This is a genomic window from Aquimarina sp. MMG016 (assembly GCF_018100805.1).
Classification (GTDB): Bacteria; Bacteroidota; Bacteroidia; order Flavobacteriales; family Flavobacteriaceae; genus Aquimarina.
In genome coordinates this window covers 129,656-154,772 of record NZ_JAGJEA010000003.1, presented here as the reverse complement: position 1 = coordinate 154,772, position 25,117 = coordinate 129,656, and the positions used below count along the sequence as shown (strand labels likewise).

Sequence of the window (25,117 nt, the reverse complement as noted above, 5' to 3'; positions counted from 1 at the left end):
GATATATGTTCTGAGGTAACATTTAAGTTTTGAAAGACATATACTACTATACATAATAAAGAATAACCTTTTTACAAATCCGGAGTAATCAAATAATGAATTTTAAGATCACATAAATATTTTATTAATGAAAAAGTACATTTTAATAATACTTTCAATTTTTTGTTTTAGTTTGATTAAAGCACAGGTAACACAAAACGTATCTAAAACAGTATTGGTAAAGAATGAAGAACTCTCTGAAGAGGATTTAAAAACCTGGTATCATAAAGATTATCAAGAAGATGCTATTCCGGGAATAAGTTTAGATAAGGCATATAAAGAGCTTTTGACTGATAAAAAAGGCAAAGAAATCATAGTAGCAGTAATAGACACAAAACTAGATATAGCTCATGAAGATCTTAAAGATAGGATATGGGTAAATAAAAAGGAAATCCCAGATAATGGTATAGATGATGATAAAAATGGATATGTAGACGATGTCAATGGTTGGGATTTTTTGGGTAACCCTGAAGGGGAGTATGTAAAATACCAAAACCTTGAATCTATGAGGGTAATCAGAAAATATGACTCTTTATTTAAGGATGTTTCTGAAAAAGATTTGTCTTCAGATAATGTTGATGAGTATAAGCTATATCGCAAGGCGAAAACTGCTTATAAAAAAAGTATAGAAAGGGAGGTTAATTTTGGAAAAAGAGTGAACAATTGGATGGTTAACCATCCAAAGGCAGTCAAAACTTTAAAATCTTTTTTTCCTAAAGAAGATTATAAAAAGTCACAATTAGATAGCTTATTAGTAATATATAAGAAAGATTCATTGATTAGTCGAGATATCGAACAGATGAAGTTTTTTTTAAAGTATAACCTTACTCAAAAGAAGATTAAGGAATATAAAAAAGACTCAGAAGAAAGTCTTGCTAAGATGTTGAATATGGATTTTCAAGAGCGCAAAATTATAGGAGACAATCCTGATGATATCTCTGATGCGTTTTATGGGTATCATCAAGTTTTTGGAGATGTTCCTTTTCCACATTCCACAGGTGTATCAGGTGTTTTGGCTGCAACTCGTGCAAATGGTTTGGGGATAAAAGGTATTTCTGATAATATAAAAATAATGCCGGTGGTTATGGTTGCTACCGGAGATGAGCATGATAAGGATGTGGCACTGGCAATACGATATGCCGTTAATAATGGGGCTAAAGTAATTAATATGAGCTGGGGAAAAAGCTTCTCGCTTCACGAAGATTGGGTTTTAGATGCGATACAATATGCTGCTGACAAAGATGTTCTTTTGGTAACTGCAGGAGGTAATAGTGGAGAGAATATTGATACTCATAAATATTATCCTAATGATCATCAAGGTGGAGTTGAAATAGTGAACAATTTTATTGTAGTTGGAGCGAGTGGTCATACGTTGGACAAAAATCTAAAAGCTTCTTTTTCTAATTATGGTAAAAACGATGTTGACATTTTTGCTCCCGGTAATGAAATGTATACAACTAATGTTGATAATAAGTATATTTTCTCTCGTGGAACTTCTATAGCTAGCCCTATAGTTTCTGGAGTAGCTGCTTTAATCAGATCATATTATCCTATGCTATCTGCAGCGCAAGTAAAAGAGATTATTCTTAAATCCGGAGCTTCTTTTAATGTTGAGGTGGAGATCAATTCTGAAGATGGAGAGTCGAAAAAATTAGTCCCATTTTCAGAGTTATCAAAATCAGGAAAAATTCTTAATGCATATAACGCTTTATTGCTAGCGGAAAAGCTGTCAAAAGGGAAATAATAAATTTAGCAAAACAAAAAACCCCGACTTAATAATTTAAGTCGGGGTTTTTATTTTTATGATTTTATCACTTCTCCGTCTTTATCGTGGAAGTGATATTCTAAATACGTGTAAGCGTCTCTAGGTTTGATCTTTACCCATCGTTTATGGTCAAAAAACCACTTAGATCGGGTAGATGGAAATCCTTTAGTTAAAAAAGCTGCAATAAAAGGATGCGCACTAAGCGTAATCTTTTTGTGATCTTTTTTAATTAATTTTTCTAAATCGACCTTAATTTTTTCTATTATAACTATTGGCGCCTCAATTTCACCGTTTACTCCGTTTGGATCAACCTCACGGGTTTTAATATTCATTTCAGGTCTTACACGCTGTCGCGTGATCTGAATTAAGCCAAATTTACTTGGCGGTAAAATTTTGTGTTTCGCTCTATCGTCTTTCATCTCATCACGTAAATGATTAAAAAGAGTTCTACGGTTATCAGCATTATTCATATCTATAAAATCGACTACGATAATACCTCCCATATCTCTAAGACGTAATTGACGAGCTACTTCTGTTGCACTGATTAGGTTAACTTCGAGTGCGGTGTCTTCTTGGTTTTTGGCTTTATTAGATCGGTTACCACTATTTACATCTATAACATGCATAGCTTCGGTGTGTTCTATAACTAGATAGGCACCCTTACTCATGGAAACCGTCTTTCCAAAACTGGTTTTAATTTGTCTTTCGATACCATGTTTTTCAAAAATAGGTACGTTAGACTTGTGTAGCTTTACAATTGATTCCTTCTTTGGAGCAATTTCTTGCAAATACTCTTTGATTTGATTGCATAGATCTTCATCATCTACTGCGATCGATGTAAAGGTGTCATTAAAAACATCTCTTAATATAGAGGATGCTCTATTCATTTCACCTAATACTTTTGATGGATGGTGCGCTTTGTATAATTTTTTACACATAGACTGCCAACGACCCAACAAGTTTTGCAAATCTTTATCCAGTTCTGCTACTTTTTTGCCTTCTGCTACAGTACGAACAATAATTCCAAAACCTTTTGGCTTAATACTTTTTACAAGTCTTTTAAGACGTTCTTTTTCTTCAGAAGATTCTATTTTTTGAGAAATAGAAACTCGATTAGAAAAAGGTACTAAGACAATATATCTGCCGGCAATAGAAAGCTCAGAGCTTATTCTAGGACCTTTGGTAGAAATAGGTTCTTTTACTATTTGTACTAATAGCGATTGATTTGATTTTAACACATCTGTAATAATACCGTGTTTATCAATATCTTTCTCAAAAGGAAAATCCTTTAGAGAATAATTTTTTAATTTACCTGTGCTTACACGTTTTATGAATTTCAATAAAGAAGATACTTGAGGGCCCAGATCATGATAATGCAAAAAAGCATCTTTTTCATACCCTACATTTACAAATGCAGCGTTTAGACCTGGTACAGCTTTACGAATTTTGGCGATAAAAATATCACCTACCGCAAAATTACTGTCATCTTCTTCTTTATGTAATTCAATTAGTTTTCCATCCTTTAATAAGGCAAAATCTGTAGAGGAACCAGATCTAATGATCAATTCTTTGTTCACTCTGATTAGATTTTTATCCCGATAACTATCGGAAAGGATTAAACAAATTTTTTCACAGGAATTTCTGACAATTCCGTTGAAATAAAGTCTATACAGTTTGGTAGCAATCGTATAGCAACTTTATCTCGATTTCAAAGAACTTTTTTAAACAAAAAAAGTAGTTAGAAAACTACTTTTTCTTGTGGCGATTAGCTCTTCTTCTTTTTTTACGCTTGTGCGTAGCTACCTTGTGTCTTTTACGTTTTTTACCACTTGGCATAGTGAAATGTTATTTTTATTGATTATTAATGTGAGTTGTTACTTAACTTCTACGTTAGTTTTTACACCTTCAACAAATATTTTTGCTGGCTTAAATGCTGGGATGTTATGTGCTGGAATCTTAATAGTAGTATTTTTTGAAATATTACGACCAGTTTTTTCAGCTCTTGTTTTAATAATAAAGCTTCCAAATCCTCTTAAGTAAACATTATCTCCACTTTCTAGAGAACTTTTTACCTCTTCCATAAATGTTTCTACAGTTGCCTGTACATCTCCTTTTTCTATTCCTAATTTTTCCGAAATTTTAGCTACAATATCTGCTTTCGTCATTATAATGTTAATTTAGGGGTTTTTAAATTTTCAAGGGGGCAAATATAATAATTTAAAATCCAAAATATCAATACTTAAGGTGAAATTATCATTTTTAAACGTTTAATTTTGGAAAACTTAAGATTTTGCTATGAAATTTTCTAAAAAACTCATAACGTGGTACTTACAAAATAAAAGAACAATGCCATGGAGAGAAACTACAGATCCATATCGTATTTGGCTTAGTGAAATTATTTTACAACAGACAAGAGTTGCGCAAGGATTACCTTATTATTTGTCTTTTACCGAGACTTTTCCTACCGTTTTTGATTTGGCTAATGCTGAAGAAGAAAAAGTACTTAAATTATGGCAGGGATTGGGTTACTATTCTCGAGCTAGAAATTTACATTTTACGGCAAAATATGTTGCTAATCAACTGAATGGAGTTTTTCCTTCTAATTATAAGGATCTATTAAAGTTAAAAGGTGTTGGAGATTATACAGCTAGTGCAATTGCTTCTATTTGTTATAATGAAGTTGTTCCGGTAGTAGATGGAAATGTATATAGGGTTTTATCTAGATACTTTGATATAGATATTCCTATTAATAGTACCCAGGGTATTAAGAAGTTTAAAGAATTGGCAGTTGAATTAGTAGATCATGATGAACCTGCAACGTATAATCAAGCTATTATGGAGTTTGGAGCGTTACAATGTAAACCCAAAAGTCCATACTGCGTTATTTGTCCATTAAATGATAGCTGCGAAGGATTAAAAAACGGAAAAGTAGATTCGTTACCTATAAAATTGAAGAAACTTAAAGTTAAGAAGCGATATTTTAATTATTTGGTTTTTTCTATTAATGAACAACAAACAATTATTCAGCAACGAACTGGTAAAGGGATTTGGCTGAATTTATATGAATTTCCTTTAATCGAAAGCGATCAGGAAATTAAGTTTAAAGATATTGAGTCTAACCCTATTTTACATAATCTTATAAAAGATGTGAATTACGAAATAACATTGCATCAAGAAGATTTTGTGGTTCATAAATTGTCGCACCAACATTTATATACAAGATTTTATATTATTAAAGTCGATGGAAAACTTAAAGCTGGAAATGGGCATCGAATTGTTAACTCCCAAAAAATTCATGAATATCCTGTTCCTATTCTGTTAGGTAATTTTATAGATTCATTTTTTAGCTGAAAAAATGCTGAAGAATAAAAACGTCAAATTCATTTTCAAAAATATGGATCGATAGCTGTCAAAGGAAGAATATTTATCGTTTTTTTTATTACATTTACTATAATGTAGTTAAGGTGATGATGAGTGAGAAATAAAGAGCACACAGATTCGTTATCTTTTATATATTGCTAACGTTTAAAAAATAAAAACTATAAATGTCAGGAACACTAAATAAAGTAATGCTTATAGGGCATACGGGAGATGAGGTAAAGATGCATTATTTTGAAGGAGGTAATTGCATTGGTAGATTTCCGTTAGCTACTAACGATTCTTATGTCAACAAGAGTACGGGAGAAAGAGTAAACACTACTGAGTGGCATAATATTGTGGTTAGAAATAAAGCAGCTGAGATCTGTGAAAAGTACCTTAATAAAGGAGATAAAATATATATCGAAGGTCGTCTTAAAACCAGAAAATGGCAAGATGATCAAGGTAAAGATAGATATAGTACAGAAATACAATGTACTGATTTTACTTTTTTGACTCCTAAGAACGAGAACCAACCATCTGGACCAGTTGTTCAGAATACGCCACAAGTGAATACCTCTGCGGCTGACCCGCAATCTGTTTCATCCGCATCACCAGATACAGAAGAAGACGATCTTCCGTTCTGATATGTTTAACTAAACCAGTATAATTTGGACCCTGATCCTGAACCCTTATTTATTTCGCTACTTGTATTTGATGTAATGCATACCATTAATTTGGTTTTGTTAATTATACTTTTGATTTTTTCTGCATTAATATCCGGGAGTGAAGTAGCTTTATTTTCTCTGGCTCCGACAGATCTTAAGGATGAAGAAAACGCTTCTAAGAATCTAAAAATTATTTCTAAACTACTTAATAATCCTAAGAAATTGCTAGCGACAATTCTTGTAGCAAACAATTTTATCAATATCGCAATTGTTTTGCTCTTTAGTAATATAGGAGAAAAGTATTTTGGCAGTTTAGATTATGAGTGGTTTGGTTGGCTCAATGTTAGATTTATGGTTGAGGTTGGTATTATCGCTTTTTTGATATTGCTATTTGGAGAGATTCTGCCAAAAATATATGCTAGCAGGAATAACGTAAAGTTTGCGAAGTTTATGGCTCGTCCTTTGAGAGTTTTAGATTGGATAATTACTCCAATTAGTTTACCGATGAGGAGAGTTACCACTAGTATTCATAGTCGATTAGGGAGGCAAAAATCAAATATCAGTGTAGATCAACTCTCGCAGGCATTAGAACTTACGTCTGATAAGGATACGACTATTGAAGAAAAGAAAATATTAGAGGGGATAGTTTCTTTTGGAAATACAGATACTAAGCAGGTGATGAGACCTCGTATAGATATTTTTGCACTTAACAACACTTCTTCTTATCAAGAGATTATTCACGAAATTGTAGAAAATGGATATTCCAGAATTCCAGTATATGAGGAAAGTATTGATAAAGTTGTTGGTATTTTATATGTAAAGGATCTTTTGCCACATGTTAATAAGGAAAAACTTGACTGGACAAGTTTATTAAGGGAACCATATTTTGTTCCTGAGAATAAAAAACTAGATGATTTATTAAATGATTTTAAAGATAAGAAGAATCATCTCGCTATTGTTGTAGATGAGTATGGTGGAACTAGTGGTTTGATTTCTCTTGAAGATATCATCGAAGAAATTGTTGGTGATATTAGTGATGAATTTGATGATGAAGATCTTATTTTTTCAAAATTGGATGATAAAAATTATGTATTCGAGGGCAGAACATCATTAAAGGATTTTTATAAAATAATTAAGCTGGAAGAGAACACAGTTTTTGAACATAAAAAAGGGGATGCAGAAACGATTGCAGGATTCCTACTAGAAATATCCGGAAGTTTTCCGAAACGAGGAGAGATAATAACCGTGGATAGATACTCGTTCAAAGTAGAGTCTCTGGATAACAAACGGATCAAACAAATTAAATTGACGATTAAAGATGAAGAATAGTATAACTATAGCTTTGTTGGTAGTTATTATAATAAACCTGTGCTCTTGTGGAGGAGAGATTTTGCCTAAGCCTAAAGCCATGCTGCGATTGTCATATCCTCCCTCAGAGTATGCAAAATTAGAATTGGATTGCCCATATACTTTTGAGAAAAATAATATATCAGACATTCAGGTACCTTTAAAAGGGAAAAAGTGTTGGTATAATATAGAGTATTCAAGTCTAAAAGCTACAATTTATATCTCCTATTATGCGATAAACAATAACCTCGAATCTTTGTTGAGAGATGCACAAAACCTTACTCAGGAACATGTGGTAAAGGCAGATGCGATACAACCCAAAGATTTTGTTTATCCTGAGAAAAGAATATTTGGAAGGATGTATGAGGTTTCTGGAAATGCAGCTTCACCATACCAGTTTTATTTGACCGATAGTACCAGGCATTTTGTATCTGGTTCTGTATATTTCAAAATAAAACCAAATTATGACTCTATACTACCTGCGGCAAATTATCTTCGTAATGATATAATGCATATTATGGAGACCATCCAATGGAAAGAGTAAATTCCAAAGCTTGTTAAATTTTAGTTTTCGTTAGGGGTTCCTACTGATATTTTTTTAACATTTGCAGCTGTAATTGTAACAGGATGCAAAACGACAAACTAAAATGGATTTACCTGGGGATACTGTCACTGGTCTGGGGGAGCTCATTTATACTTATTAAAAAATCACTACTTGGTATCACACCAATGCAGCTAGGAGCGTTAAGAACATTTTTTGCTGCGATATTTTTGTTTTTAATAGGTTTTAGAAGCATTAAAACCATTCAGGGTGCAGCATGGAAATGGGTGGCCATATCAGCTTTTTCAGGCACTTTTATTCCAGCTTTTTTGTTTGCTTTTGCAGAAACCGAGATTGATAGTGGAGTTACATCTATCCTAAATTCTATGACCCCTTTAATTACATTTGTTCTTGGAGTTTTGGTATTTTCTGTAAGCTTTAGCAAAAATCAACTTATTGGAGTTGTTGTGGGTTTGGTGGGTTGTTTGGCTTTAATATGGGAAGGATCCAATATCAATCCAGATCAGAATTATAGATATGCTTTTTTGGTAATTATCGCTACTTTTGGTTATGGGATCAATGTAAATATTATTAAACGTCATTTACAACACATTTCTCCATTGGCTATCGCTAATGGTAATTTTGTTGTTCTTTTTATTCCGGCATTGATTGTGCTTTATTTCACTGGCTTTTTTAAAGCTAAATTTCTAGTTAATGAGACTGTGCAAACAAGTATTGTATATATGGCAATATTGGCCGTAGTAGGAACGGGGATTGCTAAAATCATGTTTAATAAGCTTATTCAAATAAGCACACCGGTATTTGCAAGTTCTGTGACTTATATTATGCCAATTGTTGCATTACTTTGGGGTGTATTAGATGGCGAGAAATTTACATTTTATCAATTACTAGCATCTTTAATTATCATTTTTGGAGTGTATTTAGCAAATAGAAATAAATAAAGGCTCGTTCTTAATACAGAACGAGCCTTTATTTATTTCTATTTGCTATTAAGTATTACTTAAAATCTTCATCAGTTACACCTTCGTTGATTTTAATTTCTTTTATTGTAAAATCAATTTTTTGCGGACCTAAAGATTGAGAAATCGTATAAGGAAATTTAATTCCATTAACTTCTTTATAGTTGCTATAGAAGATGGTGACTGGGATTTTTTGTCCAGCCTGTTCTTGTATAGTTACTTCTTTTACTTTTAGCCCTGTTTCGGTATCAAAGAAAGCCGTTTTCTTTTCGCTTAATTTTATAGCATAAGCTTTTCCATTATCATAAGGTTGTGCACCTCCGTCTAGAGTAGCAGATGTATTTAAAAGCTCAGAAAAAGGGTGAGCATCCAGTTTAGCATCTTTTACTTGAGCTTCAGTATAATCTAGCTTTTGCCCTTGAGCCATTATATATCCTTGTGTTCCGTCAAAAACAACTTTTTGTGCAGTCATTGCTCCAAATTTAACCTCTACTAGAGATTGGTTTTTTGTCGTCATTTTTGTAATAAGCCCTAATGTGTTACCATTAAAAGGAGCCTCAGCAGTCATAAAGGTAGATTCCACCGTTTTAAGCTTATCTTTTCCTCCAATAGCTTTGAAATAATTGTCAAGTACTGATTGAGCGGTTACTCCTTCTGGTTTAGCAGCATTGTAATCTGGTTTTTCAGTTTTATTACCGTATTTATCAAAATAGAAAACAGGAACTTTTTTTCCATTAAAGTTTACTTTTTCTATATTTTTGATAACATCACTTCCCTTACCGGCTACAACAATACGAGCATTGCTAGAGCTAAAGTACTTTTTAGCTGCTTTTTGTACGTCTTCTACAGTAATAGAATTAATTCGCTCTAAATAAGTTTTATAAAAATCTTTAGGCAATCCTTCTGTTTCAATGTTTAGAGCATATCTTGCTATTGTCTCGGGTTTTTCTAATGCTAAAACGAAATTACCAACATATTTAGCTTTAGTATTTTTTAATTCTTCAGCAGAAACAGGCTCTTTTATAATTCGATCAACTTCTTTTAATATTTCTACTACAGAACTATCAGTTACTGCATTACGAACACTTGCTGTTGCTCTAAATCTGGATGGAGCATACTTATCATCATCTAATCTTGAATAAGAACCGTAAGTGTATCCCTTGTCTTCACGAAGATTAAGAAAAAGACGAGCTTCTCCTCCTCCTCCTAAAATCTGGTTGGCCACTAATGCAGAAAGATAATCAGCATCTTTCATTTTTAGATCAGCAAGATTCTGCACAGCAATTTCGGACTGCACAGCATTAGGCATGTCTACAAAGTTGATTTGGGTATATTGTGCATTTGCTGGTTTTGAAAAACCAAACGAAGGTGGTGTAGCTTTAGTCCAAGGTGTAAAGTTTTTTGTCACTAATTTTTCTACGTCATCAAACTTAACATCACCGATAACAATCATATATGCATTAGCAGGTACAAAGTAATCCGAATAGAATTTTTCTACATCTGTTAGGGCAACGTTATTTACGGTTTTTTCTGTTGTGAACTCTCCATATGGATGCTTTACTCCATATGCTAAAGCTCTTTGTACTCTTGCTGCAATAGATGGAACATCTTTTTCCTGAGTCTTTAGCCCTGTAATCAGCTTAGCTTTTTCTTTTTCAAATTCTTCCTGAGTAAAATTGGGGTTAATAGCAGCATCAGCCATTAGCTCCAATATCCTAGGAAAATATTTAGATAAAGAAGACGCAAAAGCACTTTGGGATCCAAAATTCATTCTTGCTCCTAAGAAGTCTACTTCTTCATTAAAATCATCTTTAGAAATAGATTTGGATCCATTACCTAATAAACTAGAAGTTAAGCTAGATACACCTGCTTTATCTCCTTCTGAAATAGGAGGATTGTCTATTCGTAACTGAATAGAAACTCTAGGGAGCTTGTGGTTTTCTACCACAAGTACTTTAAGTCCGTTGTCTAATTCAAAGCGTTTAGCTTCTTTTAAGTTGATTTCAGGAGAAGGACCAGGTTTTGGCATTTTGCTCCTATCTACTTGTGCTTGTAGGTTTATAGCTGTTAAAGCTAAAACCAATACTATAATTATTTTTTTCATTTTTTGTATTTCTTAGTTTGCAGCTTTTTCTCCTGGTAAATAGTCAATAACGACTCTTTGATTAGGATTTAAATGTTTATTTGCTACTTCCTTGATTTCTTCACGTGTTATTGATCGATAAATTTCGATTTCTTTATTAATCAATGCAGTATCTCCATATAACATATTATATGTAGCCAAAGAACCAGCAATACCTTCTACACTAGAGTTGGAGTTTACAAACTGATTTTCGAACTTATTTTGTAATTTCTGATAATCTTTTTCAGAGATTAATTCCTCTCTAACCTTTGCTACTTCTTCTTCCATTTCGGCAACCAAAACATCTAGACCAGTTGCGCCAACAGGAAGTGCAAATACTAAGTACATCCCATAATCTTCTTGAGGAATACTAAAAGCACCAACCTGTAAAGCTTGCTTTTGTTCATCAACCATTTTTTTGTAAAGCTTAGAGCTTTTTCCATCACTTAAATATGTAGATATCATCTCTAAAACATAAGCATCTCTCTCCTTAAAACCAGGAGTTCTATATGCGATTGCTGCGGCAGGAACTTGTATGTTAGCGTCGTAAGCTTTGGCGTTGATTTGTTTTGTGATTGGTTCTTCTTTTGGATAATTGCGAACAATATCTTTTCCCTTAGGAATAGGCCCAAAATATTCTTTAATCATTTTTTTGGTTTCATCAATATTGATATCTCCAGCAACGACTAAAACTGCATTATTTGGAACATAGTACTTTTTGTTGTAAGCGATCACATCCTCTAATGTTGCGGCATCAAGATCTTTCATATATCCAATGTTAGGATCTTTATAAGGATGTACTTTAAATAGATTTTCTCCCAAAACTGGTAATATTTGACCATAAGGTCTATTATCATAGCTTTGTCTTTTTTCCTCTTTTACAACTTCCTGTTGAGTATCAATACCTTTTTGATCTATAACAGGGTGCAACATACGTTCGGATTCCATCCATAGTCCTAGTTCTAAGTTATTAGATGGAAAAACTTCATAATAATAAGTTCTGTCTTGAGAAGTGTTGGCATTGTTTTTTCCTCCATTAGAAGAAACAATTTCGAACCATTTCCCTCTACCTATATTTTTAGTTCCCTCGAATAATAGATGTTCAAAAAAGTGAGCAAATCCGGTTCGTCCTTCTGTTCGATCTTTTCCTCCTACATGATACATAACAGAAGTGGTTACTACTGGAGCACCATTGTCTTGGTGTAGAATTACGTGAAGACCATTATCTAGGTCATACTCAGTAAATTCTACTTCTTGTGCACTGGCAGATGCAGTTATCATAAGCCCACAAGCGATTGCGTAAAATTTATTTTTCATTAGTAAAATTTTGTTTAACAAATATGTGTATAAAGTTCGTGTTTTGTTACAAAATTATATAAAGAAATCTTAAAAGATCTGTATGACATTGTAAAACAATAAATTAACAAGTCTTTAAGGTTAAAGAGCTCTTAATTTTCATACTTTTAAAAGAAACCAAAATATAATTTAGATATGAAAAAGTCTACAATACCCGTTAAGTATGGAGTTTTAATAGCAATAGGACTTATTGCATATTTCTTAATTCTTTCATTAATAGGAGTGCAAACTAACCCTGTTTTTAGCCTTGGCAATGGTGTTATTGTTGCTTTTGGGTTGTACTATGCCATGAAAAATTATAAACTTGAGAAAGGAGACTCTTTTGATTATCAAAAAGGATTTATGGCTGGTCTTTTTACCGGGTTTAATGCTACGCTTATTTTTACCATTTTCTTTGCTATATATGTAACGAATATCAATACTAATTTTCTTCCGGAAATGCTTGCCAATTGGAGCTCTCATTATCATGTAGGTGTTGGTATCGTTGTTTTTATAGCTGCGATTATGGGTTTTGCAACAACCTTCGTACTCACTTTAGCTTTTATGCAGTTATTTAAAGAAAGCTGGAATCCGAAAAAAAATCATAATTCACACCCTTTGGAGGTCTAAAATATTTGTCAGTTAATTAATTAGCAGTATATTTGCACCCGCCTATTGAAAAATAGGAGATGTTCTTTTTATAAAAAATAATTAATTAAACGTTACGCTATGTACGCAATTGTAGAGATAGCAGGGCAGCAATTTAAAGTTGCAAAAGACCAAAAAGTATTTGTACATCGTTTAGCAGGAGAAGAAGGAGACAAAGTTTCTTTTGATAAAGTTCTTCTTGCGGCAGATGGAGATAAAGTTACTTTAGGCGCCCCGGCTATAGATGGAGCTCAGGTAGGAGCAAAAATCACAAGACACCTAAAGGGTGATAAAGTTGTTGTTTTCAAGAAAAAGAGACGTAAAGGATACCGTGTTAAAAATGGTCACCGTCAATCTCTTACTGAAATCGTTATTGAAAGCATTGTAACTTCTGGAGCTAAGAAAAAAGCTGCTCCTAAAGCTGAAGCTAAAAAGGCAGAGCCAAAAGCTAAAGTTGAAAAAGAAGTAAAAGCAGAAACTAAAACTGCTCCTAAAAAAGAAGCTACTAAGCCAAAAGCTAGTGGTGAAGACTTAAGTACTAAAACAGTGGCTGAGTTAAAGGAGATGGCAAAAGCTAAAGGAATCACAGGAATTTCTTCTATGAAGAAAGCAGAGTTGATTGAAGCTTTACAAGGAAAATAAAAAGACGGCAGGTAACACTGTTTTTATTAACAATATAAAACCGAAAGAAAATGGCTCACAAAAAAGGAGTTGGTAGTTCGAAAAACGGTAGAGAATCAGAATCGAAACGCTTAGGTGTTAAGATATTTGGTGGACAAGCTGCCGTAGCTGGTAACATCATTGTTAGACAAAGAGGTACAGCTCATAAACCAGGAGAGAATGTATACGCTGGTAAAGATCACACCCTACACGCTAAAGTTGATGGTGTAGTAAAATTTACTAAAAAGAAAGACAATAAGTCTTATGTTTCAATAGTTCCTTTTGAAGCATAGTTTATAATCTTTCTATTGTAATATAAAATCCCTTCTCAGTCTCTGAGAAGGGATTCTTATTTTGTAAAACCTTATTGATGAAGGAAGCAAATATTTTCTTTGTTTAGGCTCTGAAGTTTAATTAGTTTATTAAAGGATAATAAAACTTCCGTTATTTTAGAGGAATCGCAAACCACTTTTTTGTTTTTGAAATAATCAGAGAACTCAGAATATTCCTCTTTAATTTTATCGGTTACATCTTCATTTTCATAAGCTTTTACCAGGCATTTAATTGCTTTTTCTTCGTCGAAATATACTCTGAACTCGGATATGCCCCAATCTTCATATGTATCCAATAACTCCCCATTCTTTTCATCACGTATAGGAGTGTCATTATCGATACTCTCTTCTCTATAATAGAAGAAAAGGTTGTCATTATGTAAATAATAACTATCACATGTAGAATAATGTCCTTGATCGAAAGAATGTATGATGAGTTTCAAATTTTGATTTTCGTAGTAAAAAGCTACACTTCCTTCAATGCTTAAGCCTTTACAAGTATATTCTTTTTGTTTTTCTTTCAGCTCTTCATTTTGAAGTAAAGCCTCAATTGTAACATATTTACTCTTGATACTTTTTAAAACATTTGTTTTATTCTGTCCATGACTACACGAAAAAGTAAGAAAGAATAGAATAAGAAGTGATTTTAGTAAACTTTTGATATTCATAACAAGTAAATATCTAAATTTACTGCTCAAGAACCAAAAACTAAATGAAACTATGAAACCTATTGCAATTAAAATCTTATGCTGTGCTTTTCTATTCTTGATAACCATAGAAGCTTCATCTCAGGATATCCCTAAATATGATTTTATAGAGATTATTGTTGTTCAAAAAGCTAATAATAGAGGAAAGGTAAAACGAATAAAGGTTGAGGAGCAGAAATCCTTAGAAGGTAAACAAATAACTATAAAACAAATTGAAGATCTAGAAGGCACTTCAGATCTTATGAATTATATGAATGCTGCCAATTGGGAGTTTGTAGATCGACAATCCATTGTTTCTGAAGAAAACGATCCGGTTTGGATGAGTTATATTTTTAGGAAAAAGAAGTAACCTTTTGAGAAAAAAGCAAAACCCTCACTTTTTGGTGAGGGTTTATTATATATTTCAGAAAAAGTCTGATTTCTAGTATCTATAATGTTCAGGCTTAAATGGTCCTTCTACAGTAACACCAATATACTCGGCTTGATCACTGCGTAGCTCAGTTAACTCTACTCCAATTTTGGCTAAGTGTAATTTTGCTACTTTTTCATCTAAATGTTTTGGTAGCATATATACATCATTATTGTATTTTTCACTGTTTTTCCAAAGTTCAATTTGAGCTAAGGTTTGGTTTGTAAATGAATTACTCATTACAAAACTTGGGTGACCGGTTGCACAACCTAAGTTTACTAAACGACCTTCAGCAAGAATGATGATATCATTTCCGTTTACGTTGTATTTATCAACTTGAGGTTTAATAGTGTCTTTGGTATGTCCGTGATTTTTGTTTAACCATGCCATATCGATTTCGTTATCAAAATGTCCAATATTACATACAATTGCTTTGTCTTTTAAAGCTTCAAAATGACGCCCTTGCACAATATCTTTATTCCCGGTTGTAGTAATAACGATATCGCTATTTCCAATAACAGTTTCTAGTTTCTTTACTTCAAAACCATCCATTGCAGCTTGTAACGCACAAATAGGATCGATTTCAGTTACAGTAACTATACTTCCCGCGCCTTTAAAAGAAGCAGCTGTACCTTTACCAACATCACCATAACCACAAACTGTTACACGTTTTCCTGCTAACATAATATCTGTCGCACGACGAATAGCATCTACTGCACTTTCTTTACATCCATATTTGTTATCAAATTTAGATTTAGTAACAGAATCGTTAACATTAATAGCAGGCATTGGTAAGGTTCCATTTTTTACACGTTCATATAAACGGTGAACACCAGTAGTGGTTTCCTCTGATAAACCTTTGATTCCGGAAGCTAACTCTGGATAACGATCTAAAACCATATTAGTAAGATCACCACCATCATCAAGAATCATATTTAAAGGCTTACGATCTTCTCCAAAGAATAAAGTTTGCTCAATACACCAATCAAATTCCTCTTCATTCATTCCTTTCCATGCATATACTGGTATTCCTGCATCAGCAATTGCTGCAGCAGCTTGATCCTGTGTAGAGAAAATATTACAAGAACTCCAGGTAACTTCTGCTCCAAGAGCCTGTAATGTTTCGATAAGTACAGCTGTTTGAATGGTCATATGAAGACAACCAGCAATACGAGCGCCTTTAAGAGGTTGTTCGTTTTTATATTCTTCACGAAGAGACATAAGTCCAGGCATTTCTGCTTCAGCTAATTCGATTTCTTTTCTTCCCCATGCTGCTAATGAAATGTCTTTTACTTTGTAAGGAACGTAAGGTACTGTTTTGGTACTCATAGTATTTATTTTATGTTTATGAAGTGCATTCTGGTAATTCGCACTAAATTGTTCTAAATTCGTTTTTCTAAAAATTAGAATGAAAACTCCTTTTTTCAGTGTGCAAAGGTACGTAATAACTTTAAGAATATAAATGCCTCTTTACAAAACAATAACAGTGGATGAAAGCACTAATGTGCTGATTTGGAAGATCGAAGAGTCGTACGAATCTCTTTGCGAAGGAATAGAATTAACAGAACATTGTCAGAATAGAGTAGATAATATGAAATCTGAAATGCATCGCAGAGGTTTTATGAGTGTACGTCATTTATTGGCTGGTTTTGGTTATACTGATCACGATCTATTTTATGATGATTTCGGGAAGCCACATCTTAAAGACGGTAAACAGATTTCTATAACACATTCTTATGAATTTGCCGGAGTTATTGTTAGTGACAAATTAGTTGGTATCGATATTGAAAAACAGCGCGAAAAAATCCATAGAATAGCTCATAAATTTGTTGAATCCGAAAGTGAGTTTGTAGAACAACATAATGAAGATAAAACGAGAGTTTTAACCGTTATTTGGGGGGCAAAAGAATCCTTATATAAATTATATGGTACTGCTGGATTAAGTTTTGAGCAAAATATTCATATCAAGCCTTTTGATTTAAAAATGCCATTTACATTAGGAAGTATACATTATAAGAATGATGAAATAAGCCATTATGATATTGCTTTTATGGAATTTGAAGGGTTTACGTGTGTGTATGCAATGCCTTATGTTTAATGCATCATAATGAAAATTAAGATTTATAGTTTATTATTACCTAATAAGACAATATGCAAATATCAGTAGAACTCACTTTAACACCTCTTCAAAATGATTTTGAAGAGCATATTATCAATTTTATCAAACGATTACGAGCATCAGAATTTACAATTTTAGAAAATCCCCTGAGCACTCAGGTTTATGGAGAATATGATAAAGTAATGCTTTTCTTAACTGAAGAAATCAAGAAAGCTTTTGGTGATATGGATCATGTTCTAGTATATATGAAAATGGTAAAAAGCAATAGAAGTGACTATGAACCAGGTTTTTGATTTTTTCTTTGGGCAATATTCAGAATACTCTAATCTTGATATTTCATTAGAAATTATCGCAGTTTTTTTTGGTATTGCAAGTGTGTTTTTTGCTTGGTTGAATAAAGTATGGGTTTATCCAACGGGGATTATTAGTACCGCCATATACGTATATCTTCTGCTAAAATGGTCATTGTTAGGTGATATGATGATTAATGGGTATTACTTCATCATGAGTATTTATGGTTGGTATATCTGGACTCGAAAAATAGATGAGACTCATGTAACACCAATTTCCAGGACAACTTCTGAAGAAAAGATTATCCAGGTAGTGATCTTTGTAAGCACATTGATTTTTGTGTATATAGTTTATATTTCTTTTGATAAATGGAATGATTGGACAGCATATGTGGATACATTAACAACTGCAATCTTTTTTGTTGGTATGTGGCTTATGGCTAGAAGAAAAATTGAAAATTGGATCTTTTGGATTATTGGAGATATTATTTCAGTTCCTTTGTATTTTTATAAAGGATTTACCTTTACCAGTTTTCAATATTTATTGTTTACGATTATGGCAATCTTTGGATATTTAGCATGGAAGAAAAGCTTAGACAAGAAAATAGCGATTGCATAAAAGTAGTGTTGTTTGGGCCAGAATCCACAGGCAAAACTACACTATGTAAACAATTAGCTGATTATTATAAAACTGAATGGGTGCCAGAATATATGCGAGAGTATCTTCAGGAAAAGTGGGATGAATCTAAAGAGGTCTGCACTTATGATGATCTGCTTCCCATCGCAGAAGGACAGATGAATTGGGAAAATGAATCGGCTAAGAAAGTTCAGAACATATTATTTTGTGACACCAATCTTTTAGAGCTCAAAGTATATGCTGAAGTTTATTATCAAGGTAAAGTTCCAGAAGTCTTAAACAAAATTTCATTAGAAAATGTTTATGATTTGTATCTTTTGACCTATATTGACACCCCCTGGACCCCCGACGATTTAAGAGATAAACCCAATGAGCGAGAGGAAATGTTTTTTCGGTTCAGAGCATCTTTGGAAAAATATGATCTTCCTTATATAGTATTGAAAGGAGATCAAAAAACAAGATTACAGAAAGCAATTATTAGTATTGACCAATTAATAAAAAAAGAAAAGTGAATATTAAGGATAAGGATATTAAGCTAATTAAATCTAAAGGATTAACGGTAGATAAAGTACTTTCACAAATAGAAACATTTAAGAATGAAATTCCGTTTGTAGCGTTAAGAAGTGCTGCAACTTTAGATAACGGAATTCTTAAATTCTCAGAACATTATCAATCTGAGTTGATTAAACTTTATAATTCAAGGTCATCAAACCTGGAAACTATAAAATTTGTACCTGCATCTGGTGCAGCAACTCGTATGTTTAAAGATCTTTTTAGATTTTTGGATAATTATGATTTTGAGAAGGAAAGTCTGAATTCATATACTAACCACGAAAAAGCTAATGCAATTCGTTTGTTCTTAATCGGGCTAGAAAAATTTCCTTTTTATGATACTGTAATGCAAAAAGTAAAAACAGTGTATCCTAAATTCGAATCCTTATCCGAAGGAAAACAGCTGTATATTTTTGTGGAAATGATGCTAAAGGAAAAAGGGTTGAATTATGGAGATTTCCCTAAAGGATTATTACCATTTCATAAGTATACAGAAAGTATAGCTACCTCTTTTGAGGAGCACCTGTATGAAGCTGCGGGATACAATACTAATGAAAAAGGAGATTCTAAATTACATTTCACCATTTCCAGAGAACATTTAAATGCGTTTAAAGGTGAATTTGAAAGAATAAAGAAAAAGGTAGAAGAAAAAACAAATACCAATTTTAATATTACCTACTCTTTTCAAAAGCCCGAAACAGATACCATTGCAGTTACCGAAGATAACGAACCTTTCAGAACAGAAGATGGGTCTCTATTATTTAGACCAGGAGGACACGGTGCTTTGATTGAAAACCTAGATGATCTGGATGGGGATATTGTTTATATCAAAAACATTGATAATGTGGTGGTGCGCAAATATCAGGATGAAGTCTCGGGGTATAAAAAAGTATTAGCAGGTAAGCTTATCGAAATACAGGATGAAGTATTTAGGATTCTAAATGCAATAGATCAAAAAAATCCCACCGAAGCTGAATTAAAAGACATTAAAAAGTTTTTGGTTCAACAATTAAATGTGACTTTACCCTTAGATTTTGATAAGTTTTCTGAAAAATATAAGCTTCAATTTTTAAGAGAATCATTAAATCGACCAATTCGTGTATGTGGAATGGTAATTAATGAAGGAGAGCCTGGCGGAGGGCCGTTCTGGATTAAACGAGATAATGGAAGATTGGTGTTACAAATTATTGAAGCCCCACAAATCAATAAAAAAGATCGTAGACAACAGGATATTTTAGGAAGTTCTACTCATTTTAACCCTGTGGATTTAGTTTGTGGTGTAAGAGATTATAAAGGAAATAAGTTTAACCTTTTAGAATTTGTTGATCCGGAATCAGGTTTTATTACTAAAAAAACTATGAACGGTAAAGTCTTGAAGGCATTAGAACTTCCAGGATTATGGAATGGTGCTATGGCTAACTGGATTAGTGTTTTTGTCGAGGTGCCGTTGACAACTTTTAATCCTGTAAAAACTGTGAATGACTTACTTAAATCAGCGCATCAGGTAAAACTTTTTTCGTGAATACCTCGGTAATTATAAAAGAACTTAAGTTCAAAGCTGTTCGAAGCTCAGGAGCGGGAGGACAACACGTAAATAAAGTGTCTTCTAAAGTAGAGTTGAGTTTTGATGTTAATACCTCTGAGGGATTGACCGATGATGAAAAGTTGTTACTTACCCAAAAATTATCTTCGAGATTGACTAAATCAGGTGTTTTAATATTACAATGTGGAGATAGTAGAAGCCAACATAGGAATAAAGAGTTGGTAATTAAAAGGTTATTCGATGTTTTGAAAGCCAATCTTCATATCCATAAAGTAAGAAAACCTTCTAAACCTTCAAAAGCAGCAGTTAAAAAGCGTTTGGAAAGTAAAAAAAGACAATCGCTTAAGAAAACTAACAGAAGAAGTCCACTATTATAGCTTTATCGTCCTCTAAAAGTGTGTAGAATTTCTACACTTAAGTGTAGATTCCCCGTTTTTTAATATTTAAATCTACACATGGCAAAAACTGTAATCTACTGATTATTAGTTAATTGGTGTTTTTAGATGTCAATCTACTCTTTTGGAATAATTATTCCTATACCTATTATGCAGATTAATATTCACAAGTAACCAAAATGAAAAAGTTACCAATGATAGTAGCAATTGTAGTAAGTATCTTTTCAGCTCAGGGAACACTAGCTCAGGATGAGTTAGTAGAAAATGATGGGTTTGAACTTAGGTCTTACGAATATGAGCAGCAGGAATATGCCGAAATCAGAGCATATGAATTGCCAATGAGTGTACAAAACTCTGCAATTAAGGATTTTGAAAACTTACGTACATATAAAGCTTATATCTCTAAGGATAATACCTATAAAATTGTACTTAAAGATAAAGATAACTACACTAAAGTTGTATTTGCAAGCGCTAATGGCGAATGGATTAAGCCAAACGACAAATCTTAAATCTAGGGGTAGAAAAGGATATCGTTTTGCAACCAAAGACGATATAAAGTTGTTTAGTGCTAAAAAGAGACTCAATCCCAAGAGTCTCTTTTTTATTTGCAATACATTATAAAATGGTATTAATGTTTAACTTTATAGCTTAGTATTAATTAACCCAATATGTCTAGAATACTTATAGTAGAGGATGATGTAGCGTTTTGCAAAATGCTTAAAACTTTTTTACAAAAAAAAGATTATGAGGTCGCTACTGCGTTTTCAGGAAACGAAGCTATTATACAGATGCAGGATCATACATTTGATATTGTATTGACGGATGTGAGGTTACCTGATAGAGACGGAATTACATTGTTAGAAGAAATTCAGGGAAAAACTCCTGATACTGCTGTTATAGTAATGACTGGTTATGCAGAGGTAAATATGGCTGTTAGTGCAATCAAACAAGGTGCATTTGATTACGTTTCTAAACCATTTAATCCTGATACTATTTTACAAACAATTGAAAAAGCTTTGAATAAAGCTGAATCTCCTGCTACTGAACTTCAAAAAAAGAAAGTGTCTAAACCTGTTGGGGTAATCCGGTCTAATCATAATTCTTTTGTTAAAGGAGTTAGCGACGCCTCAAAAAAATTAAACGAGTATGTAGCTTTAGTAGCTCCTACACGTATGTCAGTATTAGTAATTGGTGATAGTGGAACAGGAAAAGAATATGTGGCCAGCAGTATCCATAAAGCAAGTAAGAGATCGGATAAACCTTTTGTGGCAGTAGATTGCGGTGCTATACCAAAAGAAATTGCCTCTAGTGAGTTTTTTGGTCATATTAAGGGTTCTTTTACGGGAGCTGTAAATGATAAAGTAGGGCATTTTGAAGCAGCTAATGGAGGGACATTATTTTTAGATGAAATAGGTAATCTTAGTTATGAACTGCAAGTTCAATTGTTAAGAGCTCTTCAGGAAAGGAAAATTAAACCAGTTGGTAGTAATAAAGAAATAGAAGTAGATATCAGAGTAATTGTAGCGACCAATGAAGATCTTAGCCATGCTGTAAAAGAAGGAGAATTTAGGGAGGATTTATATCATAGATTAAATGAATTTTCGATCAAGGTTCCTCCGCTTAAGGATAGAATAGAAGATCTTATGCTTTTTGCAAATCACTTTCTTGAAGAAGCAAATGTAGAACTAGAAAAACATGTAGTAGGTTTCACGGATGAGGTGTTAGAATCTTTTAAGAAATATGATTGGCCTGGAAATCTTAGAGAGCTTAAAAACATAGTAAAACGTTCTGTTTTGCTTTCTCAAAAGGATTTGATTACATTAGATGTATTGCCCAAGGACATTGCTTATGCTACTCCAAGTGATAAACAAACATATGGATTGTTTAAAAATCAAAATGAACAAGAATTAATTTTAGATGCTTTGGAGAGAGCTAATGGTAATAAAGCAAAAGCGGCCAGAATGTTATCTATAGATCGAAAAACATTATATAATAAATTGAAGCAATACGATATCAGTCTTTAATTTTCTACCTTGAGTTTGCCCATTAGACTTTCAATTTTCTGTACACAGTCTTTTGCTATACTAATTATGGAAGTGTTGTTTAGTTTATATTGATCAGGGTGTTCTAATTGTGTTAATAAAGGTGTGACACCCTTGGCTTTGATTTGTTTAAACATTGGTAGCATTCTATGGGCAATCTTTTTAATCTGATCAATCTCTTCATTTTCTATTCTAATTTTTAAATCTTCCAGGTTTTTGATTGTACTTTCATAAAAAGTATCCAGAATTGCATAAAGAGAATCAGAATCTCCCTGAGCAAAAAGCATAAGGTCATTTAGTGAATACTCTTCATTAGAGTCCTCTTCGTTAATATTAATTTTTTGATATTCTATAGGAGTAATTTTAAGAACTTTTGCAATTAAATCAATCAACTCTTTTGGAGCATAAGGTTTACGTAAACTACCAGAGAACCCAGCATTTTTATAGTCTTCAGCGGTAGTGTTTGCCATTCCGGATAAGGCAATAATAGGGAGGTTTGTATATTTCCCTTGCTTTTTTATGGAATTGAGAAGTTCGAAACCATCCATTTTTGGCATTTGAATATCCGTCAATATAAGGTCGTAGATATTATTTTTTAATAAGTTAAGAGCATCTATTGCATTTTCGCAAATATCATAGGACAATCCTGCTAATGAAACTACTTCACTGGTAAGCCCTAATTGACTTAAGTCGTCATCAATAATAAGAACTTTATGATTAGAAAAGTGCTGCATTTCTATACTTTCACTTTCTGTATCTTCTACTACTAAAGAATTTGATAACTTAATAGGAATATAAATTGTAAAGTTACTGCCTTCGTCAATATTGCTTTCCAGAGTAACTTTACCATTCAAAAGTTTGATTATTTTTTTGGTAATGGCAAGACCAAGCCCAAACCCACCATACCTTTTTTCGGTTTCATCATCTCCTTGGGAAAACTCTTCAAAAATATACTGCTGCTGTTCTTCAGTAATTCCAATTCCGGTATCCTTTACAGAAATAACCAACTGTTTTTCTGCTAAACCATTCTCTATAATACTACTTGTTATGGTAATGGAACCTTCATCAGTAAATTTATATGCATTATTAACCAGATTAGTCAATATTTGTTTTATTCTAAAGGGGTCGCTTAGATATTGTTGTTTAAGGCAATCTTCGGTAATTATTCTAACATCAAGTTTTTTCTTATCATTTACCGGAATAATGCTAGAAACCGTATTTGCTATAAGTTTTTTTGGTGAAAAAGGAAGCTCTTCAATAACCATTCTTCCTGCTTCTAATTTTGATAAATCCAAGAGATCATTTACCAAATGAAGAATATAATCTGAAGATTTTTTTAAATGTCCTAAATAATGTTTTTGCCTGTTGCTTAAACCGGTTTTCTCTAATAAATCAGAATACCCAATTACCGTATTTAAGGGTGAACGAAGATCATGTGTTACTGTGTTTATAAGAGATTCTCTAGTTTTTAATAGGGACTCGGTATATGTTTTTTCTCTTTCTAAATCATTACGATATTTCTGGCTCTTCGACACATCTTTGGTAATAAGGTATAAGAAGATTATAGCAATAATCAAACTGATACCGGCTATGACCAAAATAAAGTTAGCAGTTCGATTAAGCACGTCGTTTGATTGTTCTAACCTTGAATAGTATTCAGTTCTTTCATTAAAATCAATTGCTGCCAGCAGGTCTCTTAATTGCTTAGAAATAATCTGATCATTTTTAAGCAATTTGTTTTCTTTATTAGAAATTTCCCTTTTGTAACGTTTATCTTTTTCTTCTAAATCCTCCAGGACTTGCTTAACGGTAGTGGCAACAGAATCAATGGTTTGATTGGTAAGTCTTTTAGCATTATCCTCAGCGGTCATATTCAGAATATTGATAACCCTTTTTTTGAATTCAGGTTTTAGCTTACCAAATCTTTTTTGATAATTTTTATCTCCAAAAGATTGATCAGCTTTCTTCAATTCATCGATAGCTTGAGCATAAATTCCTTTTTGTTTACGTTGACGATAAATCTGAATCAGCTCTTTTAAGTTTTTGTTTTTGCTGTCGATTAGTATTTTGATACTATCAATTTTTTTAGTTTGTAGAGTATCATTAGATATTTCACCAATCTCATTAATATTAATTAAAACACTATCAATTTTAGATTTATATATTTTGTATTTGCGTTCGTCAGAAGTTTGAATAATATTTCTTGTTAAACTTTCCGCCTCATATAAACTTGTTATTACTTCTCCTACTAACGAGAGTTTTTTGTCGTTTTCTGTTTCGATTTTTGTAATCTGAGTGTAGTTTTCTACTTGTTGCTTAATTACCCAAAAAGAAATCAAGGCAAGAAGAGTTGCAAGGAAATATCCAGCAATAATTTTAAACGTAACAGCTCTCTTTGTATTAATCATTGTAGTAATATAACTTCAAAAAGCTAGAAGCATTGTTTTTAAGCCAAATAAAGTTACAATAAATCAATTAAACATAGTATTTTTGCCAAGAAATCTCAAAGGGGTGCTTTTACAGTTTTGAGTTTTAAGTTCAAAGTGTTGGGTTTTATAACTCAAAAATTAAAACTTATAATTTGTAAAGGCTGAGATCATACCCGATGAACCTGGGCAGGTAATGCTGC

Annotated in this window: 25 protein-coding genes; 18 read left to right on the top strand and 7 right to left on the bottom strand. The window is 32.7% G+C overall.

The features are described 5' to 3' along the window. The first annotated feature begins 127 nt into the window (after positions 1–127). Entirely contained in the window at positions 128–1,783 is a 1,656-nt protein-coding gene (locus J8M14_RS07005) for a S8 family peptidase (protein WP_211073886.1), read from the top strand. 56 nt (positions 1,784–1,839) lie between these two features. On the opposite strand, the gene J8M14_RS07000 is transcribed toward J8M14_RS07005, so the two are convergent. Together J8M14_RS07000 and J8M14_RS06995 are read right to left on the bottom strand one after the other, a co-directional pair. After that, a complete protein-coding gene (locus J8M14_RS07000; RefSeq protein ID WP_211073885.1) occupies positions 1,840–3,381 on the bottom strand; it encodes an Rne/Rng family ribonuclease in 1,542 nt (513 codons plus the stop codon). Positions 3,382–3,678: 297 nt separating this feature from the next. Next, positions 3,679–3,969, bottom strand: coding sequence for an HU family DNA-binding protein (locus J8M14_RS06995; protein ID WP_025741241.1), 291 nt, complete (start codon positions 3,967–3,969; stop codon positions 3,679–3,681). A 130-nt stretch (positions 3,970–4,099) separates the two neighbouring features. Between J8M14_RS06995 and mutY the strand changes: the two genes are divergently transcribed. The 5 genes from mutY (at position 4,100) to J8M14_RS06970 (ending at position 8,679) form a co-directional block, all read left to right on the top strand. Beyond that, entirely contained in the window at positions 4,100–5,155 is a 1,056-nt protein-coding gene (gene mutY, locus J8M14_RS06990) for an A/G-specific adenine glycosylase (protein WP_211073884.1), read from the top strand. Positions 5,156–5,349: 194 nt separating this feature from the next. Continuing rightward, positions 5,350–5,808, top strand: a complete 459-nt coding sequence (ssb, locus tag J8M14_RS06985; RefSeq protein WP_211073883.1) for a single-stranded DNA-binding protein — start codon at positions 5,350–5,352, stop codon at positions 5,806–5,808. Between the two features lie 24 nt (positions 5,809–5,832). Continuing rightward, the gene (locus tag J8M14_RS06980) at positions 5,833–7,158 is read left to right on the top strand and encodes a gliding motility-associated protein GldE (protein ID WP_247672573.1); all 1,326 of its coding nucleotides are present in this window, start codon (positions 5,833–5,835) and stop codon (positions 7,156–7,158) included. Then, positions 7,148–7,720 (top strand): gliding motility lipoprotein GldD, encoded by a 573-nt coding sequence (gldD, locus tag J8M14_RS06975; protein ID WP_211073882.1) that lies wholly within the window; start codon positions 7,148–7,150, stop codon positions 7,718–7,720. Before J8M14_RS06980 ends, gldD begins: the two co-directional genes overlap by 11 nt. A gap of 83 nt (positions 7,721–7,803) precedes the next feature. Next, positions 7,804–8,679: a DMT family transporter gene (locus J8M14_RS06970; protein ID WP_211073881.1), complete on the top strand. Its 876-nt coding sequence runs from the start codon at positions 7,804–7,806 to the stop codon at positions 8,677–8,679. Positions 8,680–8,734: 55 nt separating this feature from the next. Here the strand turns inward: J8M14_RS06970 and J8M14_RS06965 are convergent, their stop codons facing one another. Next, complete coding sequence (locus J8M14_RS06965) at positions 8,735–10,801, bottom strand: pitrilysin family protein (protein WP_211073880.1); 2,067 nt, start codon at positions 10,799–10,801, stop codon at positions 8,735–8,737. A gap of 12 nt (positions 10,802–10,813) precedes the next feature. Further along, complete coding sequence (locus tag J8M14_RS06960; RefSeq protein ID WP_211073879.1) at positions 10,814–12,136, bottom strand: pitrilysin family protein; 1,323 nt, start codon at positions 12,134–12,136, stop codon at positions 10,814–10,816. Between the two features lie 174 nt (positions 12,137–12,310). On the opposite strand from J8M14_RS06960, the gene J8M14_RS06955 reads away from it, so the two are divergent. The 3 genes from J8M14_RS06955 to rpmA all read left to right on the top strand — a co-directional run bounded on the left by J8M14_RS06955 (position 12,311) and on the right by rpmA (position 13,755). Continuing rightward, entirely contained in the window at positions 12,311–12,784 is a 474-nt protein-coding gene (locus tag J8M14_RS06955) for a DUF4199 domain-containing protein (protein ID WP_211073878.1), read from the top strand. Between the two features lie 99 nt (positions 12,785–12,883). Continuing rightward, complete coding sequence (rplU, locus tag J8M14_RS06950) at positions 12,884–13,444, top strand: 50S ribosomal protein L21 (protein WP_211073877.1); 561 nt, start codon at positions 12,884–12,886, stop codon at positions 13,442–13,444. 50 nt (positions 13,445–13,494) lie between these two features. Beyond that, positions 13,495–13,755: a 50S ribosomal protein L27 gene (gene rpmA, locus J8M14_RS06945; RefSeq protein ID WP_211073876.1), complete on the top strand. Its 261-nt coding sequence runs from the start codon at positions 13,495–13,497 to the stop codon at positions 13,753–13,755. 71 nt (positions 13,756–13,826) lie between these two features. Here the strand turns inward: rpmA and J8M14_RS06940 are convergent, their stop codons facing one another. Then, positions 13,827–14,462: a hypothetical protein gene (locus J8M14_RS06940; protein WP_211073875.1), complete on the bottom strand. Its 636-nt coding sequence runs from the start codon at positions 14,460–14,462 to the stop codon at positions 13,827–13,829. A 52-nt stretch (positions 14,463–14,514) separates the two neighbouring features. On the opposite strand from J8M14_RS06940, the gene J8M14_RS06935 reads away from it, so the two are divergent. Then, positions 14,515–14,850 carry a hypothetical protein gene (locus J8M14_RS06935; RefSeq protein ID WP_211073874.1) on the top strand — a complete coding sequence of 112 codons (336 nt, stop codon included), beginning with the start codon at positions 14,515–14,517 and terminating at the stop codon, positions 14,848–14,850. Positions 14,851–14,922: 72 nt separating this feature from the next. On the opposite strand, the gene ahcY is transcribed toward J8M14_RS06935, so the two are convergent. Beyond that, a complete protein-coding gene (ahcY, locus tag J8M14_RS06930) occupies positions 14,923–16,239 on the bottom strand; it encodes an adenosylhomocysteinase (RefSeq protein WP_211073873.1) in 1,317 nt (438 codons plus the stop codon). A gap of 133 nt (positions 16,240–16,372) precedes the next feature. On the opposite strand from ahcY, the gene J8M14_RS06925 reads away from it, so the two are divergent. The 8 genes from J8M14_RS06925 to J8M14_RS06890 all read left to right on the top strand — a co-directional run bounded on the left by J8M14_RS06925 (position 16,373) and on the right by J8M14_RS06890 (position 22,470). Beyond that, positions 16,373–17,008, top strand: a complete 636-nt coding sequence (locus J8M14_RS06925; protein WP_211073872.1) for a 4'-phosphopantetheinyl transferase superfamily protein — start codon at positions 16,373–16,375, stop codon at positions 17,006–17,008. Between the two features lie 53 nt (positions 17,009–17,061). Then, positions 17,062–17,322 carry a hypothetical protein gene (locus J8M14_RS06920; RefSeq protein WP_211073871.1) on the top strand — a complete coding sequence of 87 codons (261 nt, stop codon included), beginning with the start codon at positions 17,062–17,064 and terminating at the stop codon, positions 17,320–17,322. Beyond that, positions 17,306–17,938, top strand: coding sequence for a nicotinamide riboside transporter PnuC (gene pnuC, locus J8M14_RS06915; protein WP_211073870.1), 633 nt, complete (start codon positions 17,306–17,308; stop codon positions 17,936–17,938). The genes J8M14_RS06920 and pnuC overlap by 17 nt, the downstream gene beginning before the upstream one ends. Then, positions 17,899–18,468 (top strand): ATP-binding protein, encoded by a 570-nt coding sequence (locus J8M14_RS06910; protein WP_211073869.1) that lies wholly within the window; start codon positions 17,899–17,901, stop codon positions 18,466–18,468. The genes pnuC and J8M14_RS06910 overlap by 40 nt, the downstream gene beginning before the upstream one ends. Beyond that, positions 18,465–20,030, top strand: a complete 1,566-nt coding sequence (locus J8M14_RS06905; RefSeq protein WP_211073868.1) for a DUF4301 family protein — start codon at positions 18,465–18,467, stop codon at positions 20,028–20,030. The genes J8M14_RS06910 and J8M14_RS06905 overlap by 4 nt, the downstream gene beginning before the upstream one ends. Beyond that, complete coding sequence (gene arfB, locus J8M14_RS06900) at positions 20,027–20,428, top strand: alternative ribosome rescue aminoacyl-tRNA hydrolase ArfB (protein WP_211073867.1); 402 nt, start codon at positions 20,027–20,029, stop codon at positions 20,426–20,428. Before J8M14_RS06905 ends, arfB begins: the two co-directional genes overlap by 4 nt. Positions 20,429–20,625: 197 nt before the next feature. After that, positions 20,626–20,955 carry a hypothetical protein gene (locus J8M14_RS06895; protein WP_211073866.1) on the top strand — a complete coding sequence of 110 codons (330 nt, stop codon included), beginning with the start codon at positions 20,626–20,628 and terminating at the stop codon, positions 20,953–20,955. A gap of 159 nt (positions 20,956–21,114) precedes the next feature. Then, positions 21,115–22,470 carry a sigma-54 dependent transcriptional regulator gene (locus J8M14_RS06890; protein ID WP_211073865.1) on the top strand — a complete coding sequence of 452 codons (1,356 nt, stop codon included), beginning with the start codon at positions 21,115–21,117 and terminating at the stop codon, positions 22,468–22,470. Here the strand turns inward: J8M14_RS06890 and J8M14_RS06885 are convergent. Then, positions 22,467–24,896 (bottom strand): ATP-binding protein, encoded by a 2,430-nt coding sequence (locus tag J8M14_RS06885; protein ID WP_211073864.1) that lies wholly within the window; start codon positions 24,894–24,896, stop codon positions 22,467–22,469. The two genes, J8M14_RS06890 and J8M14_RS06885, sit on opposite strands and share 4 nt — an antisense overlap. Positions 24,897–25,117 lie beyond the last annotated feature (221 nt).